This is a genomic window from Salibaculum griseiflavum (assembly GCF_003129565.1).
Lineage (GTDB): Bacteria > Pseudomonadota > Alphaproteobacteria > Rhodobacterales > Rhodobacteraceae > Salibaculum > Salibaculum griseiflavum.
In genome coordinates, this window is sequence record NZ_QETF01000015.1 from 58,664 (window position 1) to 79,369 (window position 20,706).

Genomic DNA, 20,706 nt, shown 5'->3' on the forward strand with positions numbered 1-20,706 from the left:
AAAGGACCAAACAAAGATGCCATTCGAAGCAGGCCCCAGCGGCCCCAAGAAAATTGCCGTCATCGGCGCCGGAATCTCTGGCATGGGGGCTGCGCATGAACTGTCCCGGGACAACCAGGTCGTCTTGTACGAGGCCGAGCCCCGCCTCGGAGGTCATGCCCGCACTCGAATGGCCGGTCCGCGTGGTGATCAACCAGTCGATACCGGGTTCATCGTGTTCAACTATGCAAATTATCCGCATCTCGCGGCGCTCTTCGACGAACTGGACGTGCCGGTCATCAAGTCCGACATGAGCTTCGGCGCGTCCGTGAACGGTGGCCGGTTTGAATACGGACTGAAATCGCTTCAGGCATTGTTCGCGCAGCCAAGCAATGCCATTCGCCCGGCCTTCCTGCGCATGTGCCGCGATGTGATGCGGTTCAATGCGCGGGGGCTGGACCTGTCGAGCGATCCGAACCTGACTGTCGGCGGCCTGCTGGACAAGCTGGGCGCCGGGGCCTGGTTCCGGGATTACTATATCCTGCCGCTGTCGGGCGCGATCTGGTCCACGCCGAAGGAAAAGATCCTTGATTTCCCGGCTCATGCGATGATGACCTTCTTCAAGAACCACGCGCTGCTTGGTGTCTATGGCCAGCACCAGTGGTACACGGTCAAAGGGGGCAGTCAGGAATATGTCAGCCGTCTTGGCCATTCCATGGCGCAGCGCGGGGTTGCGATGCGGCTGGGCTGTCCCGTGGATGCGGTGCGCCGCACCGCCGGGGGCGTCGAGATCAAGGTCGAAGGCGCGGACTGGGAGGCCTTCGACGAGGTGGTGTTCGCCAGCCATTCCGACCAGACCTTCCGCATGCTGTCGGACCCGACCGAGGACGAGCGTAACTCGGTTGGCAATTTCCGCTACCAACCCAACAAGGTGGTTCTGCATTCCGATGAGGCTGTCATGCCCAAGCGCCGGGCGGTCTGGGCTTCCTGGAACTACACCGAGGCCCCAGACAAACGGACGGAAAAGATCGACCTGACCTATTGGATGAACTCCCTTCAAAGCTGGTTGGAAGAGCCGCTGTTCGTCACGCTCAACTCGACCCGCCCGATCCGCGAGGACCTGATCTGGGACGAGGTGACGCTGCATCACCCGGTCTATGACCTCGCCGCACTGGAGGCGCAGCGGACCTGCGCCCGGATCAACGGCGAAAATCACACCTGGTTCTGCGGTGCGTGGATGAAAGACGGGTTCCACGAGGACGGCTTGTCTTCAGCCATGGATGTTGTTCAGCGCATCCGGGCCAAGTCCACGGCTCGCCTGGCGGCCGAGTGACCCGCGTCGACCACATATCCGGCGAGACCTGGCATGGTCGCAAGGGAGAGGTGAAGAACGCCTTCACCTATTCCATCGATTATGTGCTGGTCGATGCAGAGGACGCCGACCCGGCGCATCCCGCGCTGTTCGCGCGCAACGGGCGTGGGGTGATGTCCGTGCTGGATCGCGACCATGGCGGTCCGCCGCACCAGGGCCGCGGTGCGGCATGGGTGCGGGACGTGCTGCGCGAACACGGGCTGGACCAACCGGCCAGGATCGAATTGCTGGCGCAACCAAGGGTGCTGGGCCATGTCTTCAATCCGGTGAGTTTCTGGCTGTGCCGCGACGGGCAGGGCGCGCTGACCTGCGCGATCGCCGAGGTGACCAACACGTTCGGGGACCGTCATTCCTATCTTTGTCATCATGATGACCAGCGAGAGATCCGACCAGAAGACACCCTGAGCGCACGCAAGATCTTTCACGTCTCGCCGTTCCAGGACATCGGCGGCGGCTATCGCTTCAACTTCAAGGTCCTGGAGGACCGGATCGCCATCCGGATCGACTTCACCGAGGGAGAGAACGGGCTGGTGGCCACGTTGGCAGGACCGCGCAAACCCTTGACCACGGGCACGATCCTGCGTGCGCTGGTGCGGCGGCCATTGGGGTCGCGCCGGGTACTGGCGCTGATCCATTGGCAGGCCCTCAAATTGTGGTGGAAGGGCGTGGCCTATCGCGTCCGCCCCGAGCCGCCGGCGGACGAGGTCAGCCGATGACCGCGCTGTCCCAGCGCCTGCCCGCCTACGCGGGCTTTGCCGCCGTGCTTTCGGGTGCGGGGCTGCCGATCTACATCTACGCGCCCAAATTCTATGCCGACAATTACGGTGTGAGCCTCGCGCTGCTTGGGGCCGTGCTGTTCGGGTTGCGGCTCCTGGACGTGGTGCAAGATCCGGTGCTGGGATGGGTCGGCGAACGGTTACGCCGTTTGCGCCCTGTTGCAGCCACGGTGGGTGCGGCGCTTCTGGCGGTGTCCATGCTGGGGCTTTTCGCGATGGTGCCCCCCATCGCGCCGGTCTGGTGGTTCGGTCTGACGATCACCGGGCTGTTCACGGCGTTCAGTTTCCTGACCATCATCTTCTATGCGCAGGGCGTGGCCAAGGCGGCGGCGCTGAGCGGTGGCCATGTGCATCTTGCGGCCTGGCGTGAGACCGGCGCGCTGCTGGGCGTTTGCTTGGCCGCGGTTGCCCCGACCCTGCTGGCCGGGGTCGTTCTGGCGCCCTTTTCGGTCTTTGCCTGGGGTTTCGCCGCGGTAGCCCTGCTTGCGGCGCTGGCCATGTTGCCCGAATGGTCGGCTCGGGGCCATGCCGCGCCGCCGGCCCGGATCGGCACGATCCTGCAAGATCACCTGGCGCGGCGCCTGCTTATCCTTGCGCTGGTCAATGCCGCGCCGCTGGCGGTGTCCTCGACCCTGTTCCTGTTCTTCGTCGAAAGCCGCCTGGCGGCGCCGGGCTGGGAAGGTCCGCTGCTTGTGCTGTTCTTCCTGGCAGCGGCTGCCTCCGCCCCCATCTGGGGCGCTCTGGCGCGCCGGTTCGGGGCCAGGCCCGTTCTCCTGGCGGCCATGGTGCTGGCGGTTGTCTCGTTCGGGTTCACGCTGATGCTCGGGGCAGGGGACACGTTGCCCTTCGCCATCATTTGCATCGCATCGGGCGCCACCATCGGCGCCGACCTGACGCTGCTGCCGGCCATGTTCGCGCGGCGCATGGCCACCATCGCGCCCAATGCGGGGCAGGGGTTCGGCCTTTGGTCGCTGGTCAGCAAATTCACCCTCGCCCTGGCCGCCGCGGTGTTGCTTCCGCTGCTGGAATGGACCGGCTTTCGGGCCGGTGTCGCGGACCAACCCGAGTCCGCCCTCGTCATGCTGACGGTGCTTTACGCCCTCGTGCCGTCCCTTTTGAAACTCGTGGCGATTGCGCTTCTGGCCGCCACGCAACTGGAGGAAACCCAATGACGTTTTCCTACATCGTGATCGGTATGGCCGTGGTCATCGTCCTTCTGATCCTCAAGTCCCGTTTTGCCAGCTTCACCGCGCAGAGCCCCAACGATTACCCGGACGGCCCGGTGTTCAACATCCAGACCGTGCTGAACGGGCCGATGGATTGCGAGGGGGTAATATATGGCCCGACCGGACGTGTCGCCTCGCGCTTCGTGGCCCGTTTCGAGGGCAGCTGGGATGGCAATGTCGGCACCCTGCGGGAGGTTTTCGACTATGACAGCGGCACACGGCAGGAACGCCAATGGTCCCTGCGCCTTGGGAATGACGGCCGGATCCAGGCGACCGCGCCCGACGTGATCGGCACCGGCGAGGGCATTCAAAACGGATCGGCCGTTCGTCTGAAATATCGGATCAAGCTGACCGAGGATGCGGGTGGACATGAGTTGGACACCGTGGACTGGATGTACCTGATGCCCAACGGGACCATCATCAACCGCAGCCAATTCCGCAAGTTCGGAATCAAGGTGGCTGAACTGGTCGCCACCATGCGCCCTTCACGGGGCGATGCCGGAATGACACCGGGCGAGTGATATCGCCCTGAAAGGAGTGACCAAGTGAGAGAGTTCGCAGGTAAACGCTATTGGCTGGTCGGTGCAAGCGAGGGGCTGGGCCGTGCCCTGGCCCATCACCTAAGTCGTGCCGGGGCCGAATTGATCCTCTCGGCCCGGTCGCGCGAGGGGTTGGAGGCGCTAGCGCTGGACTTGCCGGGCAAATGCTATGTTCAGACCGTGGACATCGGCGACGATGCCAGCGTGAAAGAGGCCGCAGCGGCCGTAGGCGAGGTTGACGGGCTGGTGCTGCTGGCCGGGGTCTACTGGCCGTTTGGCGCTCAGGACTGGGAGGCCGACCGGGCCACGACCATGGCCAATGTGAATTTCACCGGGTTCGTCCGGGTGCTGGGGCAGGTCGTGCCGCAGATGGTCACGCGGGATGCCGGGCACATCGTCATAACCTCGTCGCTGACCGGGTTCCGTGGGCTGCCCGGCTCCATTGGCTATACCGCGTCGAAGGCGGGCACGATGTCTCTGGCTGAATGTATGTATGCCGACCTGCGCAGGACCGGGGTGGATGTGCAGGTGGTCAATCCGGGCTTCATCCGCACCCGCCTGACCGACAAGAACGACTTTCACATGCCTTTCCTCATGGAACCCGAGGCGGCCGGTCAGGAGATGTTCGAGCATATGCAGACCGACAATTTCAAACGCAGTTTCCCGACGGTCTTTTCCTGGCTGTTCCGCCTTTCGCAATTCCTGCCGGATTGGGCCTATTATCGCCTGTTCGGGCGCTGACCTTGTCCTGCATCAAGGTGTCGTGCCATGCTCGGGGGCAGGGTAGCCGGGTGAACAGGTAGCTGCTGCGAGAGGATGCCATGCTGAACATCACCACCGACAAGGTCGCCGAGGTCATCATCCTGGCGCGCGAAATGGACCGCGCGGAGGCGGAATTCGATGCGTTCGTCCGCGGCCTAACCGAAGAGGAAAAGGCCAGCCTCGTCGCGATCATGTGGATCGGGCGGGGGTCTTACGAGCCCGAGGAACTGGCCGAGGCCGTGGAATATGCCACGGCAGAGGCCAGCACGCCGACCGAAACCTACCTCAAGGGGTCGCCCCACTTGGCAGATCATCTTGAAAACGGCCTAGATGCGCTGGGTATTTCTGCCAGCGCGGAAGAGAACGAGTTGTATTAGCCGCCGTAAGATCGAAACGTCGCTGCCGCGCGGCCCCAGACGCCCGAGTCAGGCCGATCCAGTGTCAGCAGGTGTGGAAGAAGCTGTGCCGCGAAGTCCTCGGACGATTCTCGTGGCAGCAGCGATGGCAGGTTATCGATCGCCATGACATCGAGCGGTGGATCGTCATGGACGCGAAGGGTCGGCGCCGCCCAGGTGGTCACCCGATCATACACCGGAACAGGGTTGAAATCGCTGTCCGGGTCGCAGGCGATATCGCCGATCACCCGCAAGGCGCGGTTCCTGTGCCCCGCGTCACGGGGAACGAACACCGGCACACCGGGGGCGGCCAGGATGCAGTTCAGGAACACCTCATGGGTCAGAACCTCGGGAAAGGGGCCGCCATGGGCCGTTTCGGGCATGTCCCATTTGGTGACCGTGACGCCAACCGCATCGCATAGGGCCGCCGCGCCGGTGCCAACACGGCCCAGCGCCCCGATGATCAGGGCAGACGGTGACGCGCCGCCCAGCGCGCCGCGCACATCCTGGGCCATGGCCTTGGCCGAGGTGTAGACATCGACAGGGCCGGTGTGCCCGGCCAGCGCCCGCAAAGTCAGGGCGGCCCCGGCATAACCGGCCCAATAGCCGAATGCTGCGACTCGCCGGCCGGTTTCGTCCACCAGATATTCAAGGTCGAGAAGGGTCCCGCCGCCTGCGCGAAACCGGTCCAGCAGCACCTGACCCGCCGGTTGGCCCTTGAAAGCGTGCCCGAACATTATGTGACGATGGCGCAGGGGCGTTCCGTCCTCGGGCAATTCCTTCAGGCCCAGGATAATCGCTTCGGGCGGCGCGTCGCGCCAGGATCCCTCTGGCGCGATCCGACACCCGACGGCCATGTATTCCGAGGCTGGAACCACGCGGGTCTTGCTGTCTTCGACCGTGACCTTATGGCCTTGGGCCAGCAATTGCGCTGCGCCATCGGGCAATAGCGCCGTGCGCCGTTCATTCGGGCGCGTTTCCGCGCGCATCCAGATATGCATGGCCCCTCCTGAAGTGACTGTCCCGACCTTGCCGGTCGGGCGGCAAAGATCAACCGAAACAGGCGGTCTCTGTGTCCGTCGCCCGCGACAAAAGAGCCGTGCCCCCAATGCAACAGTCCCATTTTCCAGACTATCACCCTTGGCATGCGACGTGATATAAGGATGCGTGACTTGCGCTGGCCACGTCTGGCCCGGCGGCATTATTGGGGAGTGACACAATGATTGGCAGACTTCTTCTGAGCACCGCGTTGGCCGGAGCGGCCAGCATGGCGGCAGCACAGGACTAGACGTATTACAACGGTACACTCGGCTATACGCAGTTCTCGGAAAACGGAACGACGATTACCAACGGCTTCTTCGGGTTCGAGGGCGGCGCCGAATTCGGTGATTTCATGGTGAGCGGTGCGCTCGACATTTCCCGTCTGGACTTCGGAGGTATGGGCGGTGCCGGTACGCTGTCCGGTGCCTCGCTGAGCGGCGCCTATGCGATCACGCCGAATATCGCGTTCGGGGCCAGCTTCACCCGGCTGGACTTCGATGGGTCGGATGCAACTTCGAACGAATTGTTCATGACCTTCGACGGCACCGATATGTCTGGCCCGTTCTACGGCCGGGTGGCCTTGGGCGATGGCGACTTTTTCAGCGGACGCTATTTCGGTGTGACGGGCGGCTATGAATTCAACCCCGGTTCGGAGGCTGCTCTGAGCCTGTTCCGCTCGCTCGAAGATGGTGCCGATGAAACGCTCTACTTGCTCCAGTTCCAGCATTCCGGTGAGATGTTCGATGTCGATGGCCGCTACTTCGGTGTCAGCAACGACAACTTCAGCCAGCTGGATATCAACTTCTCCTACGCTGTGACGCCGCAGATCGACGTGCTGGCGGATATCACCTCGTTCGACAACGGAGATCTGGTCAACCTGGGTATCGGAAGCAGCTACGAGTTCACCGACGGCATCGCGGCTTATGCCAAGCTCAACCGTCTGACCGACGGCAGCGATTCGATCAACGGGTTCGGGTTCGGCATTACCTTCGACATGGGCGAAGGATCGCTGAAGGATCAGAACACCTATGAACGGGTCCTCCGTCCGCTCTACTTCAACGAAGGTTTCCCGCCGTTCATCTGAAGCGAAAGTGGATCATTGAAAAAAGGGCCGCCCGTTCGGGCGGTTCTTTGCGTTTTCCCACCCCTAAACGCGGCGGACGTTGGCAGGCCGGGAATTAAATGAACGCTTGTTCAAAAAAATTGTTTGACCTCTGACCTGACCCCGACGCAGTATTCTTTCGCACGGGGTCGAAACCCGTCATGGGAGGAAAATCGGAGGACATCCGTTGTCGGACGCATCCGCACGACAGCCGGTCAGCATACCGGACCTGTTGGATCGCAATGTTGCGCTTCACGGGGGCAAGGCGGCTTATCGCGAGAAGGAGTTCGGGATCTGGCAAAGCTGGACCTGGGCCGAGGCCGCCGAGGAAATCAATGCCTTGGCCATGGGGCTGGTAGCGCTGGGCCTGGAGGAGGGAGACAGCGTCGCCATCATCGGACGCAATCGACCGGCGCTCTATTGGTCGATGGTGGCCGCCCAGCTTTGCGGTGCGATTCCGGTGCCGCTCTACCAGGACGCCGTAGCCGAAGAGATGGCCTATGTGCTGGAACATTGCGGCGCGCGATTCGTGGTCTGCGGCGACCAGGAACAAGTCGACAAGGTGATCGAGGTTCAGGAAACCGTCAGTGGCATCGACCAGATCGTCTATGTCGACAAACGGGGCCTGCGGAAATACGACCACACCCACATGAACGCATTGGAGGATGTCCAGGCCGAAGGCCGCGCCGGGCATCATCGCCTAGAGCCGATCATCGCCGGGCGCCGGGCAAAGGTCACCTATGACAGCACCTGCGTCATGCTCTATACAAGCGGCACGACCGGGCGGCCCAAGGGCGTGGTCCTGTCCAACCGCAACATCATCGAGACCTCGAAGAATTCCGCAGAGTTCGATCACCTGCGCGCGGGTGACGAGGTGCTGGCCTATCTTCCGATGGCCTGGGTCGGGGATTTCATCTTTTCCATCGGTCAGGCGATGTGGACGGGCTTCTGCGTGAATTGCCCCGAAAGCGCCGACACGATGATGACCGACTTGCGCGAGATCGGGCCGACCTATTTCTTTGCCCCGCCCCGCGTATTCGAAAGCCAGCTGACCAACGTGATGATCCGCATGGAGGACGCCGGCCGGATCAAGAAGTGGCTGTTCGATCGCTATATGAGGGTGGCGCGGGATGTCGGGCCGAAGATCCTCGATGGCGAGGCGGTCAGCGCGGGCGAGCGGTTCAGCTACTGGCTGGGCAATCTCTTTGTCTACGGCCCGCTCAAGAACACGCTGGGTCTAAGCCGCATCCGCGTGGGCTATACCGCTGGCGAGGCGATCGGGCCTGAAATCTTCGATTTCTACCGCGGGCTCGGGATCAACCTGAAACAGCTTTACGGTCAGACGGAGGCCAGCGTCTTCATCACGCAGCAACCCGATGGCGAGGTGCGCAACGACACGGTCGGGGTGCCCAGCCCTGGCGTGGAGCTCAAGATCGACGATTCCGGCGAGGTCTATTACCGCAGCCCTGGTACATTCGTTGAATATTACAAGAATGCCGAGAGCACGGCCGGAACCAAGGATCCGGAAGGTTGGGTCGCTACCGGCGATGCGGGCTTCATCGAAGAGGACACGGGCCACCTGCGCATCATCGACCGTGCCAAGGACGTGGGCAAGATGGCCGATGGCAGCCTGTTCGCCCCGAAATACGTGGAAAACAAGCTCAAGTTCTATCCCAACATCCTGGAAGCCGTAGTCTTCGGAGCAGGCAAGGATCGCTGCGTCGCCTTCATCAATATCGACCTGACGGCGGTGGGTAACTGGGCCGAACGCAACAACATCGCCTATGCCAGCTACCAGGAATTGTCCCAGCATCCGCAGGTGCTGGAGACGATCAACGCCCATTTGAACGAGGTCAATGCCAGCGTCGCGCAGGACGACATGCTGTCCGGTTGCCAGGTGCACCGGTTCCTTGTGCTGCACAAGGAGCTGGACGCGGATGATGGCGAAATGACCCGCACCCGCAAGGTGCGCCGCGCCGTGATCGCCGAGAAATTCGACGACCTGGTCGAGGCGCTCTATGCGGGCAAGGACGAGATCTACACCGAAACCGAAGTGACCTATGAGGACGGCCGCAAAGGGTCGATCAAGGCCACGCTGAAGCTGATGGACGCTGAGGTCGTGCCGGTGTCGAGCGGAAAGGTGGCCGCGGAATGAAAGACACAGTCGATCCCTACGTGACCGAGGATGGCCGCCAGATCGGCGGGGTCCTCATGGAGATGAAGAACATCACCCTGCGCTTCGGCGGGGTGGTGGCGATCAAGGATATTTCCTTCGACATCCGCGAAGGCGAGGTCCGCGCCATCATTGGTCCCAACGGGGCGGGAAAATCCTCGATGCTCAACGTCATCAGCGGGTTCTACAACCCGCAGGAAGGCGAGGTGTTCTACAAGGGCGAAAAGCGCCCGCCTATGCGGCCCTACCAGGTGGCGCGCCTTGGTATCGCCCGGACGTTCCAGAACATCGCGCTGTTCGACGGGATGAGCGTGCTCGACAACATCATGACAGGTCGGCTGAACCACATGAAGGCCGGGATGTGGAAGCAGGCGATCTGGAAGGGCGCGGCGGAACGCGAGGAAACGGAAAACCGCGAAGCGGTGGAAAAGGTCATCGACTTCCTCGAAATCCAGGCGATCCGCAAGACGCCAGTGGGCCGGCTGCCCTATGGTCTGAAAAAGCGGGTCGAACTGGCCCGTGCGCTCTCCGCCGAGCCGTCGCTGCTGCTGCTGGACGAGCCGATGGCAGGCATGAACGTCGAGGAGAAGGAGGACATGAGTCGCTTCATCCTCGATGTGAACGATGAATTCGGCACCACCATCGCGCTGATCGAACACGATATGGGCGTTGTCATGGACCTGTCCGACCGCGTGGTCGTCATGGATTACGGCAAGAAGATCGGGGACGGCACGCCCGACGAGGTGCGCAACAACCAGGAAGTCATCGACGCCTATCTGGGGGTGAGCCATGACTAGGGGGGACGGACATGCCAACTGAATTCCTTTACGGCGTCGAGGTCGTCCTGAACGGGCTGATGGCCGGGGTTCTCTATGCCCTGGTGGCGCTGGGCTTCGTGCTGATCTTCAAGGCCTCGGGCATCTTCAACTATGCGCAGGGCGTTCTGGCGCTTTTCGCGGCGCTGACGCTTGTCGGGATCATGGAGGGGCAGGTGCCATTCGCCCACCTGATCAATGCCATCTTCGGCACCGAGATACATCATTTCGGCTGGCATGTGCCTGCCGTCCTCGCGATCCTGCTGACCGCGGCGGTCATGGTGCTGCTGGCCTGGTGCGTGCACAACTTCGTTTTCCGTCACCTCGTTGGGCAGGAACCCATCATCCTGTTCATGGCCACGATCGGCCTGGCCTATTTTCTGGAAGGCGTGGGTGACCTCATGTGGGGGTCCGATATCAAGACGCTGGATGTCGGGTTGCCGCAGGGGGCATCCTTCTGGCTGGAGGAAAACACCGCGTTCCTGGGCGGTGAGGATTTCTATGGCTTCTTCATCGACAAGCTGGACATGGTCGCCACGCTGGTGGCGGCGCTGTTGGTCATCGCACTGGTGCTGTTCAGCCAGTATACCAAGCAGGGCCGCGCCATGCGGGCCGTGGCCGACGATCACCAGGCGGCGCTCTCGGTTGGTATCAGCCTGAACTTCATCTGGGTGCTGGTCTGGTCGCTGGCGGGGTTCGTCGCGCTGGTCGCGGGCATCATGTGGGGGGCGAAATCTGGGGTGCAGTTTTCGCTGTCTCTGATCGCGCTCAAGGCATTGCCGGTCTTGATGCTGGGCGGATTCACCTCGATCCCCGGTGCCATCGTCGGCGGGTTGATCATCGGGGTCGGCGAGAAGCTGTTCGAATTCCTGATCGGCGCGCCCTACCTGGGCGGCGCCACGGAAAACTGGTTTGCCTATGTGCTGGCACTGATCTTCCTCGTCTTCAGGCCGCAGGGTCTGTTCGGCGAAAAGATAATTGAGAGGGTGTAGCGGCATGGCCAAGCTGATCGCCATTCTGAACGTCATCGCCTGGTCGGGCTTCTGGGCCTTCGGCTATCTGGCGCTGTCGAGCGACCCCGAGAATTCCGCGCGCATGGTCATCGCGACCATCCTGGCCTTCGCCGGCGCCGCTGTCGGTGCGCTGGCCTATTTCTGGCTGGTCCGCCATGCCGAGGAAATCGGTTACGCCCCCCGACACCAGCGCAAGCTGCCCAAGAACACCGACCCCGAGGAGGAAACCGATGCTCTATCGTGAGGCAGGCGATTTCAAGACGTCCTACCAGGACGACAGCCAGACCTTTCCGATCAAGTTCGACCGGTATCGCTACTATGCCGTGCTGGCCATCGCCTTCGGGGTCATCCCTTTCCTGATCAATGATTACTGGGCCAGTTCCATCCTGGTGCCCTTTCTGATCTATTCCATCGCTGCCATCGGGCTGAACATCCTGACCGGCTATTGCGGGCAGGTCAGCCTTGGCACCGGCGGGTTCATGGCCGTTGGGGCCTATGCCTGCTACAAGTTGATGACCGCTTTTCCGGATGTATCCATCGCTATCCATGTGGTGCTGGCAGGCGGGATCACGGCGTTGGTCGGCATGGCCTTCGGCCTGCCGTCGCTGCGCATCAAGGGGTTCTATCTGGCCGTGGCGACGCTGGCGGCGCAGTTCTTCCTCGTATGGCTCTTCAACAAGGTCAGCTGGTTCTACAACTACTCGGCCTCGGGGCAGATCACCGCGCCCGACCGTTTCGTTCTTGGCTACCAGGTGACCGGTGCGGAAACCACGGCGGTGGCGAAATACATGATTTGTCTGGTCTTCCTGACCGTCTGCGCCGTGATCGCCCGCAACCTGACACGCGGCACGCTGGGACGCACCTGGATGAGCATTCGCGACATGGACATCGCGGCCGAGATCATCGGGGTGAACCCACTCAAGGCCAAGCTGACCGCCTTCGGCTGGTCGTCCTTTTTCATCGGCATCGCCGGGGCGCTGTTCTTCGCCGTCTACCTTGGCGCGGTCGAGGTCGGCGAAGCCTTCGGCATCCAGAAATCTTTCCTTGTGCTCTTCATGATCATCATCGGCGGGCTGGGCAGCATCTTCGGCAGTTTCGCGGGGGCCGCTTTCATGGTGTTGCTGCCGGTCGTGCTCAAGGTCATCGGGGTCGACCTGTTCGGGTTCCCCACCGATATCGTTGCGCATTTCCAGCTGGTGATCGTGGGGGGGCTGATCATCCTGTTCCTTGTGGCTGAACCGCATGGGCTGGCCCAACTGTGGCGCGTGGCCAAGGAGAAACTCAGACTATGGCCCTTCCCCTACTAGGGGCGGGCCGAACCAAGCGACCGGGGCGAACCCCGGCACCCAACATCGGACCAACAAACGGGAGGAGAAACCGATGAAATCGACGAAACTTGCAGCCCTGGCCCTTGCCGGCGCCGTGGCCTCGGGCCCGGCCCTGGCCGAGCTGGTCATCCCTGACCTCAGCTACCGGACCGGCCCCTATGCCGCCGGCGGCATTCCGTTCTCGGATGGCTACCAGGACTATTTCACGCTGCTCAATGAACGTGACGGGGGCATCGGCGGCGAGCCGATCCGCCTGATCGAATGCGAAACCGGCTACAACACCGAAAAAGGCGTAGAATGCTACGAGTCCACCAAGGGCGAGGGCGCCCTGGTCTATCAGCCGCTGTCCACGGGCATCACCTATCAGCTGATCCCCAAGACCGAGGCCGACGGCATCCCGCTTCATACCATGGGCTATGGCCGCACCTCGGCCGCCAATGGCGCGGTGTTCCGCAACGTGTTCAACTACCCGGCCAACTACTGGGACGGGGCCAGTGTGATCGTGAACTATCTGCTGGAAGAGAACGGCGGCAGCCTTGAGGGCAAGTCCATCGCGTTGCTGTATCACAACTCCGCCTATGGCAAGGAGCCGATCCGTACGTTGGAGGCCTTGTCGGAGATCCATGGCTACGACCTCAGCCAGCTGGCCGTGGACCATCCCGGCCAGGAGCAGAAGTCGCAATGGCTTCAGATCCGCCGCGAACGCCCCGACTATGTTGTCATGTGGGGCTGGGGCGTGATGAACCAGGTCGCCGTACAGGAGGCTGCCAATATCGGCTTCCCGATGGAGAACTTCATCGGCAATTGGTGGGCTGGGGCAGAACATGACGTGACCCCCGCCGGGGCCGCGGCGGACGGCTACAAGTCGCTGAACATGAACCGCATCAACCCCGACCTGCCGGTCTTCGACGACATCCGCGAACACGTGGTCGATGCGGGAATGGCCGCCGGTGACGGGTCCAACGTGGGATCGGTTCTCTATACCCGTGGCATGTATGCCGCCATGCTGGCCGCCGAGGCGATCGAGACCGCCCAGGAGATCCACGGCGTGTCGGCTATCACCCCGGCCATGATGCGCGACGGCATGGAAGCGCTGGAAGTCACCGAGGCGACCATGGAGGAGTGGGGCGCCCCTGGTGTCGGCCCGGCCTTTGAAGTCACCTGCGCCGATCACGGCGGGTCCGGCATGGGCATCATCCAGCAATGGGATGCCGAGGCTGGCCAGTTCGTGGCGCTGACCGACTACATCGAGAGCGACAGCAGCGTCATCGACCCGCTGGTCGAGGAAGACAGTATGGCATATGCCGCCGAGAACGGCGTCGAGCCGGGCTGCAACTGATGTAACCCGATCCGGGGGGCGGCACATCCTGCCGCCCCCCGGGCCTCTGCCCTGGACTGATTGGGGCGAACCGAGAGCTATCAACCTTAATGGAGCGTTGAGTCATGCTGGATGCCACGACCGAGACCGACACGGTCCTGGAGGTCAACAATATCGAGGTGATCTACAATCACGTGATCCTCGTGCTCAAGGGCGTGTCTCTGAGCGTGCCCAAGGGCGGTATCACGGCGCTTCTGGGCGGCAATGGCGCGGGCAAGACCACGACGCTCAAGGCGGTGTCGAACCTTCTGCATTCCGAGCGTGGTGAGGTGACCAAGGGTAATATCCGGTATAACGGCGAACGCATCCAGGATCTTGGCCCCGAGGAAGTGGTCAAGCGTGGCGTTATCCAGGTGATGGAGGGGCGCCATTGCTTCGAACACCTGACCGTCGAGGAAAACCTGTTGACCGGGGCTTACACCCGCGGCGATGGGCGTGGCGCCGTTAGTGCCGATCTGGAGATGGTCTACGACTATTTCCCCCGCCTCAAGGAGCGGCGTGGCAGCCAGGCGGGCTATACCTCTGGCGGGGAGCAGCAGATGGTTGCAATCGGACGGGCGCTGATGAGCCGCCCCGAGACGATCCTGCTGGATGAACCCAGCATGGGTCTTGCGCCGCAGCTGGTGGAACAGATCTTCGGGATCGTGAAGCGGCTGAACGAGGAACAGGGCGTGACCTTCCTGCTGGCAGAGCAGAACACCAATGTCGCCCTGCGCTTCGCCCACAAGGGCTATATCCTTGAGAACGGGCGCGTGGTGATGGACGGGCCTGCCAAGGACCTGCTGGAAAACCCCGACGTCAAGGAATTCTACCTGGGAGTTTCCGAAGAGGGCCGGCGCAGTTTCCGCGACGTGCGCTCCTATCGTCGGCGCAAGCGCTGGCTGGCCTGATCCCTTGCGATGTTTTCTGGCCATAGCGCTGCCCGATGAGATGCGGGCGGCGCTTGTGCATGTGCAGGAAGTGCTGCCGGGACGCCTTGTTTCCGAGGACAACCTGCATCTGACCGTGTCCTTCCTTGGGGAAGTCGATGCCGCACTCCTTGACGAATTGCACCTGAACCTGTCGGGTCTTGCCCTTCCCGGGGATGAGTTGACCGTGACGGGCCTGGTCACCTTCGGCGGCCGTGTACCACGCCTGATCGCGGCCGAATTTGCCAAGACGGGTGGGTTGAAAGCATTGCATGGCAAAGTCCGGTCGAGCGCGCGCGCGGCCGGTCTGGACTTGCCGCGCGACCGGTTCCGGCCGCATGTGACGCTGGCGCGATTCCGGCAACGGATCGACCCGGTGGACCGGCGCAAGCTGGACGCCGCACTGGCTGCGCATGCGGGGATGCGCTTGCCGCCTGTCTCGGCCGAGGTGCTTGGGCTTTACTCTTCCACGTTGACGCCCGAAGGTCCGATCTACGAGGAATTGGCGCGTTACCCGTTGGGAGGCACGACATGAAAGCGGTTTGGTTTGAACGGTTCGGACCGGCGGCCGAGGTTCTGATCCTAGGCGACATGCCCGACCCCAAACCGGGGCCGGGCGAGGTCTTGGTGCGGGTCCGCGCCAGTGGTGTGAACCCGTCCGACGTCAAACTGCGCGCCGGCGCGCGGCCGGGGGCCGAGATGCCGTTTCCCCGTGTTGTGCCGCATTCCGACGGTGCCGGTGAGATCGTGGCCGTTGGCAAGGGCGTGCCGCGCGAGATCGGCGAGCGGGTCTGGATCTGGAACGGCCAATGGCAGAGGGCGCAGGGCACCTGTGCCGAGCTGATCGCGGTGCCGTCCGAACAGGCCGTGCGCCTGCCCGATAGCACCGGGTTCGAGGAGGGCGCTTGTCTGGGAATTCCCGCCATGACCGCCTGGTATGCGCTGCACGCCGACGGTCCGATCGCGGACCAGACCGTGCTGGTCACGGGCGGGGCCGGGACGGTGGGGCGTTATGCCTGCCAGATGGCGGCCCTGTCAGGTGCGCGGGTCATCACCACCGTTTCGAGTGCCATGAAGGCCGCACATTCAGGGGCGCAGGAGTGGGTCAATTACCGTGACACGGACGTGACCGAAGCGGTGATGGACCTGACCGGCGGGCAGGGCGTGGATCGCATCGTCGATGTGGATTTCGGCGCCAATCAGGCGGCGAACCTGGCCCTGATCAAGCCCGGCGGCACCATCGCCAGCTATGCCTCGGCCAGCGACATGGCGCCAACGCTGCAGTTCTATCCCTTCATGTTCAAGAACGTGACGCTGAGGATGCTCATCATCTACCTGCTGGAGGCCGAAACCCGACGCCGCGGCGAGGCGCAGCTGACGGAATGGCTGGAAAAGGGCGCCTTGTCCCACGCGGTCGTGTCCGGCGGTGGCTTGCCGGATGCCGCGCGCGCCCATGACCGCGTCGCTTCCGGTGAAAAGCTAGGCAGCGTGGTGTTGTCTCTCTAGGCCACTGCGGCCTCGGCTTTCATTTCCTCGATCCGTTCCATCGCCTCGGCGCGGGTATTTCGGATGTTGGGACGGAAGCCCCGGCTTTCCGCACGCAAGCGGATATCGGTTTCGGTCTCGGACCCCGGCGCATAGCGGACTGATCCCAGAGAGAAACGTTCGTTGAGGTCCTTGCCGCGCGCCGCGAACTGCACCCAGGCCGGGGACTGGATGCGTGTGCCGTCGTAATTGATCAGGAAATACCAGCGCCCCCCGGCGCGGCGGAGAGCCTGTTCCAACCAATCATAGATATCGTTCACATCGCGGGAATGCTCGAAGCTGACGCCCGACAGGTCGATGTTGAATATCCGCGCCGGTTCGTCGAAGGAGAGGCGCCGCATGAACCGGGCCCGGTCGTAGTTGGGCTGATGATGGATGCGCTCGCGGCGCCGCGACGGCAGGGTCGACAGATGCGCCAAAGCGGCATCCCGGTCGGGGAAAAGGTTGGGCACCTCGCGGTCGGTTCCCTTGTTGCGCGCGATCTGCGCGCGGGTTTCCGGCGTGGTGTCATAGCGCAGGGTGCCCATGGAGTGCGCCTCTTTGAGATCGCGGCCGCGGCGGGTAAAGGCGAACCAGGCATCCTCGTCCACGCGGTAATCGGTGACATTGTCGAGAAAGAACCATAGCGGTTCGCCGGTCTCCTGAAGTCGCTCCTCGATCCGGTCGAAAAAGGCGTTCACATCCTTGGAGCTGTGGAAATACAGGCCCGACAGGTCGATTTCGACGGTCTGTCGCCCTTCGTGAACCGTGACCCTCGGGTCGATCTCATCGGGCGAAAAAACGTCGGAATAGGTACTGGTCATGGGTCATTCTCTTGCGTGCGGTCTTATACATGCGAAGATGCAATGGGTCGGCATATAGCCCATCGCGCCCGTGATATTGAATGACACGGATCAAATCGGCAGGGAGGAACCATGACTTTTTTCGACGCACTGGAAACGCGTGATGCGGCTCAAAGGGCCGCAGATATCGCCAAGGCGCTGCCAGAACAGGTCGCGCGGGCCAAGACCCTGCCCGGATATGCCGAGAGCCTGGCCGATATCGACGCCGCCGAGATCACCGACGCTAGTGCGCTGGCGCGGCTTCCGGTGCTGCGCAAATCCGAGCTTCAGGCCAAGCAGAAGACCAGTGCGTTGGGCGGCTTCGCGGGGCCGGTTTCCGGGTTCGATCACGTGTTCCAGTCGCCCGGCCCGATCTACGAGCCGGGCAACACATCACGCGATTGGTGGCGCATGGGCCGTTTCCTGCATGCTGCGGGGATCGGTTCGGATGACGTGGTGCAGAATTGCTTTTCCTACCATTTCACTCCGGCTGGAATGATGTTCGAGAACGGGGCGCGGGCCGTCGGGGCAACGGTTTTCCCCGCCGGGATCGGTCAGACCGAGTTGCAGGCCCAGGCCGCGGCCGAGATCGGCTGCACCGCCTATGCCGGGACGCCCGATTACCTCAAGACCATCATCGAGAAGATGGAGGCTGCGGCCCTGCCAGTGGGCTTCAAGAAGGCCGTGGTCTCGGGCGGTGCGCTGTTCCCGTCCTTGCGTGAATGGTATGCCGAGCGCGGGATCGCCTGCCTGCAATGCTATGGCACCGCCGACCTCGGCAATATCGCCTACGAGACGATGCCGGGCGAAGGCATGGTCGTGGACGAAGGCGTGATCGTGGAAATCGTCACCCCGGGCACCGGCGATCCGGTCGCGCCAGGCGAGGTCGGCGAGGTCGTGGTGACGACGCTCAATCCCGATTACCCGCTGATCCGCTTCGCCACGGGCGACATGAGCGCGATAATGCAGGGCGCAAGCCCCTGTGGCCGGACCAATATGCGCATCAAGGGCTGGATGGGTCGTGCCGACCAGACCACCAAGATCAAGGGCATGTTCGTGCGCCCCGAACAGGTGGCCGGGCTGGTTGCCCGCCACCCCGAGATCGCCCGTGCCCGCGTGATCGCCGACCGCGACGGCGAGGCCGACACCATGCTCGTGCAGGTCGAGGCGCAAGAGGCTGATGCCGATGCGATCGGCGCCTCGGTCCGCGAATTTCTGAAACTGCGCGGCGCGGTCGAGGTCTGCCCACCCGGTAGCCTCCCGCGCGACGGACTGGTGATCGAGGATCGCCGCAGCTACGACACCTGAGGAAAGGAATTGCCCATGCGCCGCATTCTGCTGACATCTGCCCTCATCCTTGCACCCGTGCTGGCGCAGGCCGAGGACGCGGCGCTGATCCTGGGCGTCGAACGCTACGAACGGCTGGACCGGGTGAACCGGGCTGACAACCTTCTGGAGGCGCAGGATGGGTTGCGCGCGCTGGGCTTCGAAGTGCAGGCGCGGGCCAATCCCCGCGGTGGCGTGGTCCATGACCTGGCCGCCGCTTTTGCCGAGGATGCGCAAGGGGCCGAGCGCCTTGTCGTCGCCCTGTCTGGGCATTTCGTGACCGATGGCCGGCGCAGCTGGTTGTTGACGGCCGAAGCGCAAGCGCCGTCGCTCTTCGGTATGCGCGAGGCGGCGCTGTCCGTCGAGAGCCTGTTGCAGGTCATGGCCGCGCGGCCGGGGCAATCGATCCTGTTGCTGGCCCCCGCCGATGCGCGCGACCTGGACGAGACAGGGCCGATGCTGCGCGCGGGGCTGGGCGCGTTGGACATTCCGCAGGGGGTGACCGTGCTGCGCGGCGATCCTTCCGACATTGCCGATTTCATGGAAGATGATCTTGTCCTGCCTGCCGCTGACCTTTCGGCTGCCATCGGGGATCGGTCGGATATTGTCGCCGAAGGGTTCCTGATGCCCGGTTGGACCCTGATGCCTGAGGCAGTTCAGGATGACAGCGATCCCGTCACGCCGGACGAAGACCGCCTGACCGCCGAAGCCGCGGCCTGGGACAGGGCCGAGGCCGTGGATGATGCCGAGGGCTACCGCGCCTATATCCGTGAATTTCCCGATGGTCGCTTCGTTGACTTGGCCGAGGAACGGATCAGCGCGATCCTGGCCGAGCCAAATCGTGATGCTCGCCTTGCAGAAGAGGCCTTGGCGCTGGACCGGGCCGAGCGGCGCGCAATCCAGAGCGACCTCACGGTTCTGGGCTACAATACTCGCGGGATCGACGGCATTTTCGGGCCGGGGTCGCGCCAGGCGATCACCAATTGGCAGCAATCCAACGGCTATCCGCAGACGAGCTACCTGACTCAGGGTCAGATCAATCGCCTGAACGCACAGGCCGAGCGGCGCCGCGCCGAGATCGCGGCACAAGAGGAGCGTGACCGCGTCGAGGCCGAGCGGCTGGACCGGGAATACTGGGCCGAAACCGGTGCGGCCGGTGACGAGGCCGGCTATCGTGCCTATCTGAACCGCTATCCCGAGGGGTTGTTCGCGGATGTGGCACAGCAGCGGCTGGATGCGATCGAGGCGGAGCGGGCCGAAGCGGCGGAGATCGCCGACCGCTCGGCCTGGGGAATCGCCGCCGCCGATGACACGGTGAGTGCCTACGAAGAGTACCTCGCCGCCTGGCCGGATGGCGTCTTTGCCGAAGAGGCTCGCGAGCGCATCTCGGACATGCGGGGGCCTTCAGTCAGCGATGAACAGATTGAAAGGGCCCGCGCACAGGAAGAGCGCCTGCAATTGAGTGGCGTGCGCGCGCAGCTTCTGGAATTGCGGCTGCGCGACCTGGGCCTGTCGCCGGGGCCGCTGGATGGGGTGATCGATGACCAGACCCGCGCCGCCCTGCGCAGCTACCAAGAAGGCCAGGGCCTGCCGCCGACCGGCTACGTGGACCAGGCGACGCTGGTGCGGATCATGGCGGGCGTCGTGCCGCGCTGACCGGCGAAGAAAGACGCCGCTCGACCTGGACGGGCCGAGCGGTGCGAGATCGGCCCTGCGGCTCGGTTACTCGGGCCGCGCAGGCACGTAGCGCTCGAAGACGAGCCGTATGACGCCTTGCAGGGAATTGTCCAATTGGCGCACGGCGATCAGGTAGGTGCCCGGCTGTATCCGCGTGGTAATCATGGAATCGAGCGACCCGCCATGATCGTCATTATGGGCGACCTGCCGTCCGAGATCGTCATACATGGTCAGAACCGGATCCCCCTGACCCTGCGCGATGGCCTCGACCAACAGAAGCCCCCCGTCGAATACATCAACGGAATACCATGCCGCATCGCCACCGACATTCGCGTCCTCGCGTAGCCGCGTGGAAATCTCGCCCAGATTCTTGACGGGGTAAGAGCCGTCGAGCGGCGGTGCGGGGGGATGTCCCGACGGATGTTGAAACTTTGAAAAAGGGTGGCGTTGCTTCCCCTGAGCCGTAGGCTCGGGGTGATCAAACCAAAAAGGAAGCAACACCATGAAGACGACTACCACATCCTCCAGTG

Annotated in this window: 21 protein-coding genes; 18 read left to right on the plus strand and 3 right to left on the minus strand. The window is 63.2% G+C overall.

From position 1 onward, the window contains the following. The first annotated feature begins 16 nt into the window (after window positions 1-16). From DFK10_RS12525 to DFK10_RS12550, 6 genes are all read left to right on the plus strand, one after another. Entirely contained in the window at window positions 17-1,312 is a 1,296-nt protein-coding gene (locus tag DFK10_RS12525) for an NAD(P)/FAD-dependent oxidoreductase (protein ID WP_109389375.1), read from the plus strand. After that, window positions 1,309-2,067: a DUF1365 domain-containing protein gene (locus DFK10_RS12530; protein ID WP_109389376.1), complete on the plus strand. Its 759-nt coding sequence runs from the start codon at window positions 1,309-1,311 to the stop codon at window positions 2,065-2,067. Before DFK10_RS12525 ends, DFK10_RS12530 begins: the two co-directional genes overlap by 4 nt. Beyond that, window positions 2,064-3,299, plus strand: a complete 1,236-nt coding sequence (locus tag DFK10_RS12535) for an MFS transporter (RefSeq protein ID WP_109389377.1) — start codon at window positions 2,064-2,066, stop codon at window positions 3,297-3,299. Before DFK10_RS12530 ends, DFK10_RS12535 begins: the two co-directional genes overlap by 4 nt. Next, the gene (locus tag DFK10_RS12540; protein ID WP_109389378.1) at window positions 3,296-3,874 is read left to right on the plus strand and encodes a DUF3833 domain-containing protein; all 579 of its coding nucleotides are present in this window, start codon (window positions 3,296-3,298) and stop codon (window positions 3,872-3,874) included. Before DFK10_RS12535 ends, DFK10_RS12540 begins: the two co-directional genes overlap by 4 nt. Window positions 3,875-3,898: 24 nt before the next feature. Beyond that, entirely contained in the window at window positions 3,899-4,633 is a 735-nt protein-coding gene (locus tag DFK10_RS12545; RefSeq protein ID WP_109389379.1) for an SDR family NAD(P)-dependent oxidoreductase, read from the plus strand. An 80-nt stretch (window positions 4,634-4,713) separates the two neighbouring features. Further along, window positions 4,714-5,031, plus strand: a complete 318-nt coding sequence (locus tag DFK10_RS12550) for a DUF3775 domain-containing protein (protein ID WP_109389380.1) — start codon at window positions 4,714-4,716, stop codon at window positions 5,029-5,031. Here DFK10_RS12550 and DFK10_RS12555 read toward each other — a convergent pair. Next, window positions 5,028-6,050, minus strand: a complete 1,023-nt coding sequence (locus DFK10_RS12555; protein ID WP_109389381.1) for a saccharopine dehydrogenase — start codon at window positions 6,048-6,050, stop codon at window positions 5,028-5,030. The genes DFK10_RS12550 and DFK10_RS12555 overlap by 4 nt on opposite strands. 392 nt (window positions 6,051-6,442) lie before the next feature. Here DFK10_RS12555 and DFK10_RS12560 point away from each other — a divergent pair, with 392 nt between their 5' ends. From DFK10_RS12560 to DFK10_RS12605, 10 genes are all read left to right on the plus strand, one after another. Continuing rightward, entirely contained in the window at window positions 6,443-7,174 is a 732-nt protein-coding gene (locus tag DFK10_RS12560; RefSeq protein ID WP_109389382.1) for a hypothetical protein, read from the plus strand. Between the two features lie 205 nt (window positions 7,175-7,379). After that, a complete protein-coding gene (locus tag DFK10_RS12565; protein WP_109389383.1) occupies window positions 7,380-9,347 on the plus strand; it encodes an AMP-binding protein in 1,968 nt (655 codons plus the stop codon). Next, window positions 9,344-10,162 (plus strand): ABC transporter ATP-binding protein, encoded by an 819-nt coding sequence (locus DFK10_RS12570; protein WP_109389384.1) that lies wholly within the window; start codon window positions 9,344-9,346, stop codon window positions 10,160-10,162. The genes DFK10_RS12565 and DFK10_RS12570 overlap by 4 nt, the downstream gene beginning before the upstream one ends. Before the next feature lie 11 nt (window positions 10,163-10,173). After that, on the plus strand, window positions 10,174-11,172 hold the full coding sequence (locus DFK10_RS12575; RefSeq protein WP_109389385.1) for a branched-chain amino acid ABC transporter permease: 999 nt from the start codon (window positions 10,174-10,176) through the stop codon (window positions 11,170-11,172). Window positions 11,173-11,176: 4 nt separating this feature from the next. Next, window positions 11,177-11,437 carry a hypothetical protein gene (locus DFK10_RS12580; protein WP_109389386.1) on the plus strand — a complete coding sequence of 87 codons (261 nt, stop codon included), beginning with the start codon at window positions 11,177-11,179 and terminating at the stop codon, window positions 11,435-11,437. Next, window positions 11,424-12,500: a branched-chain amino acid ABC transporter permease gene (locus DFK10_RS12585; RefSeq protein WP_109389387.1), complete on the plus strand. Its 1,077-nt coding sequence runs from the start codon at window positions 11,424-11,426 to the stop codon at window positions 12,498-12,500. Before DFK10_RS12580 ends, DFK10_RS12585 begins: the two co-directional genes overlap by 14 nt. A gap of 73 nt (window positions 12,501-12,573) precedes the next feature. After that, window positions 12,574-13,860: an ABC transporter substrate-binding protein gene (locus tag DFK10_RS12590; protein WP_109389388.1), complete on the plus strand. Its 1,287-nt coding sequence runs from the start codon at window positions 12,574-12,576 to the stop codon at window positions 13,858-13,860. Between the two features lie 104 nt (window positions 13,861-13,964). Beyond that, the gene (locus tag DFK10_RS12595) at window positions 13,965-14,789 is read left to right on the plus strand and encodes an ABC transporter ATP-binding protein (RefSeq protein WP_109389389.1); all 825 of its coding nucleotides are present in this window, start codon (window positions 13,965-13,967) and stop codon (window positions 14,787-14,789) included. Between the two features lie 4 nt (window positions 14,790-14,793). Further along, on the plus strand, window positions 14,794-15,342 hold the full coding sequence (thpR, locus tag DFK10_RS12600) for an RNA 2',3'-cyclic phosphodiesterase (RefSeq protein ID WP_109389390.1): 549 nt from the start codon (window positions 14,794-14,796) through the stop codon (window positions 15,340-15,342). Then, window positions 15,339-16,313 (plus strand): NADPH:quinone reductase, encoded by a 975-nt coding sequence (locus DFK10_RS12605; RefSeq protein ID WP_109389391.1) that lies wholly within the window; start codon window positions 15,339-15,341, stop codon window positions 16,311-16,313. The genes thpR and DFK10_RS12605 overlap by 4 nt, the downstream gene beginning before the upstream one ends. On the opposite strand, the gene DFK10_RS12610 is transcribed toward DFK10_RS12605, so the two are convergent. Beyond that, window positions 16,310-17,155 carry a hypothetical protein gene (locus DFK10_RS12610; RefSeq protein WP_109389392.1) on the minus strand — a complete coding sequence of 282 codons (846 nt, stop codon included), beginning with the start codon at window positions 17,153-17,155 and terminating at the stop codon, window positions 16,310-16,312. The genes DFK10_RS12605 and DFK10_RS12610 overlap by 4 nt on opposite strands. A gap of 111 nt (window positions 17,156-17,266) precedes the next feature. On the opposite strand from DFK10_RS12610, the gene DFK10_RS12615 reads away from it, so the two are divergent. After that, window positions 17,267-18,481, plus strand: a complete 1,215-nt coding sequence (locus DFK10_RS12615) for a phenylacetate--CoA ligase family protein (protein ID WP_109389393.1) — start codon at window positions 17,267-17,269, stop codon at window positions 18,479-18,481. 15 nt (window positions 18,482-18,496) lie between these two features. Further along, window positions 18,497-20,155, plus strand: a complete 1,659-nt coding sequence (locus tag DFK10_RS12620) for a peptidoglycan-binding domain-containing protein (RefSeq protein WP_109389394.1) — start codon at window positions 18,497-18,499, stop codon at window positions 20,153-20,155. Between the two features lie 66 nt (window positions 20,156-20,221). Here DFK10_RS12620 and DFK10_RS12625 read toward each other — a convergent pair. Next, window positions 20,222-20,706 (minus strand): DVUA0089 family protein (locus DFK10_RS12625; RefSeq protein ID WP_217810149.1); only part of this gene is annotated, 485 nt, incomplete at its 5' end.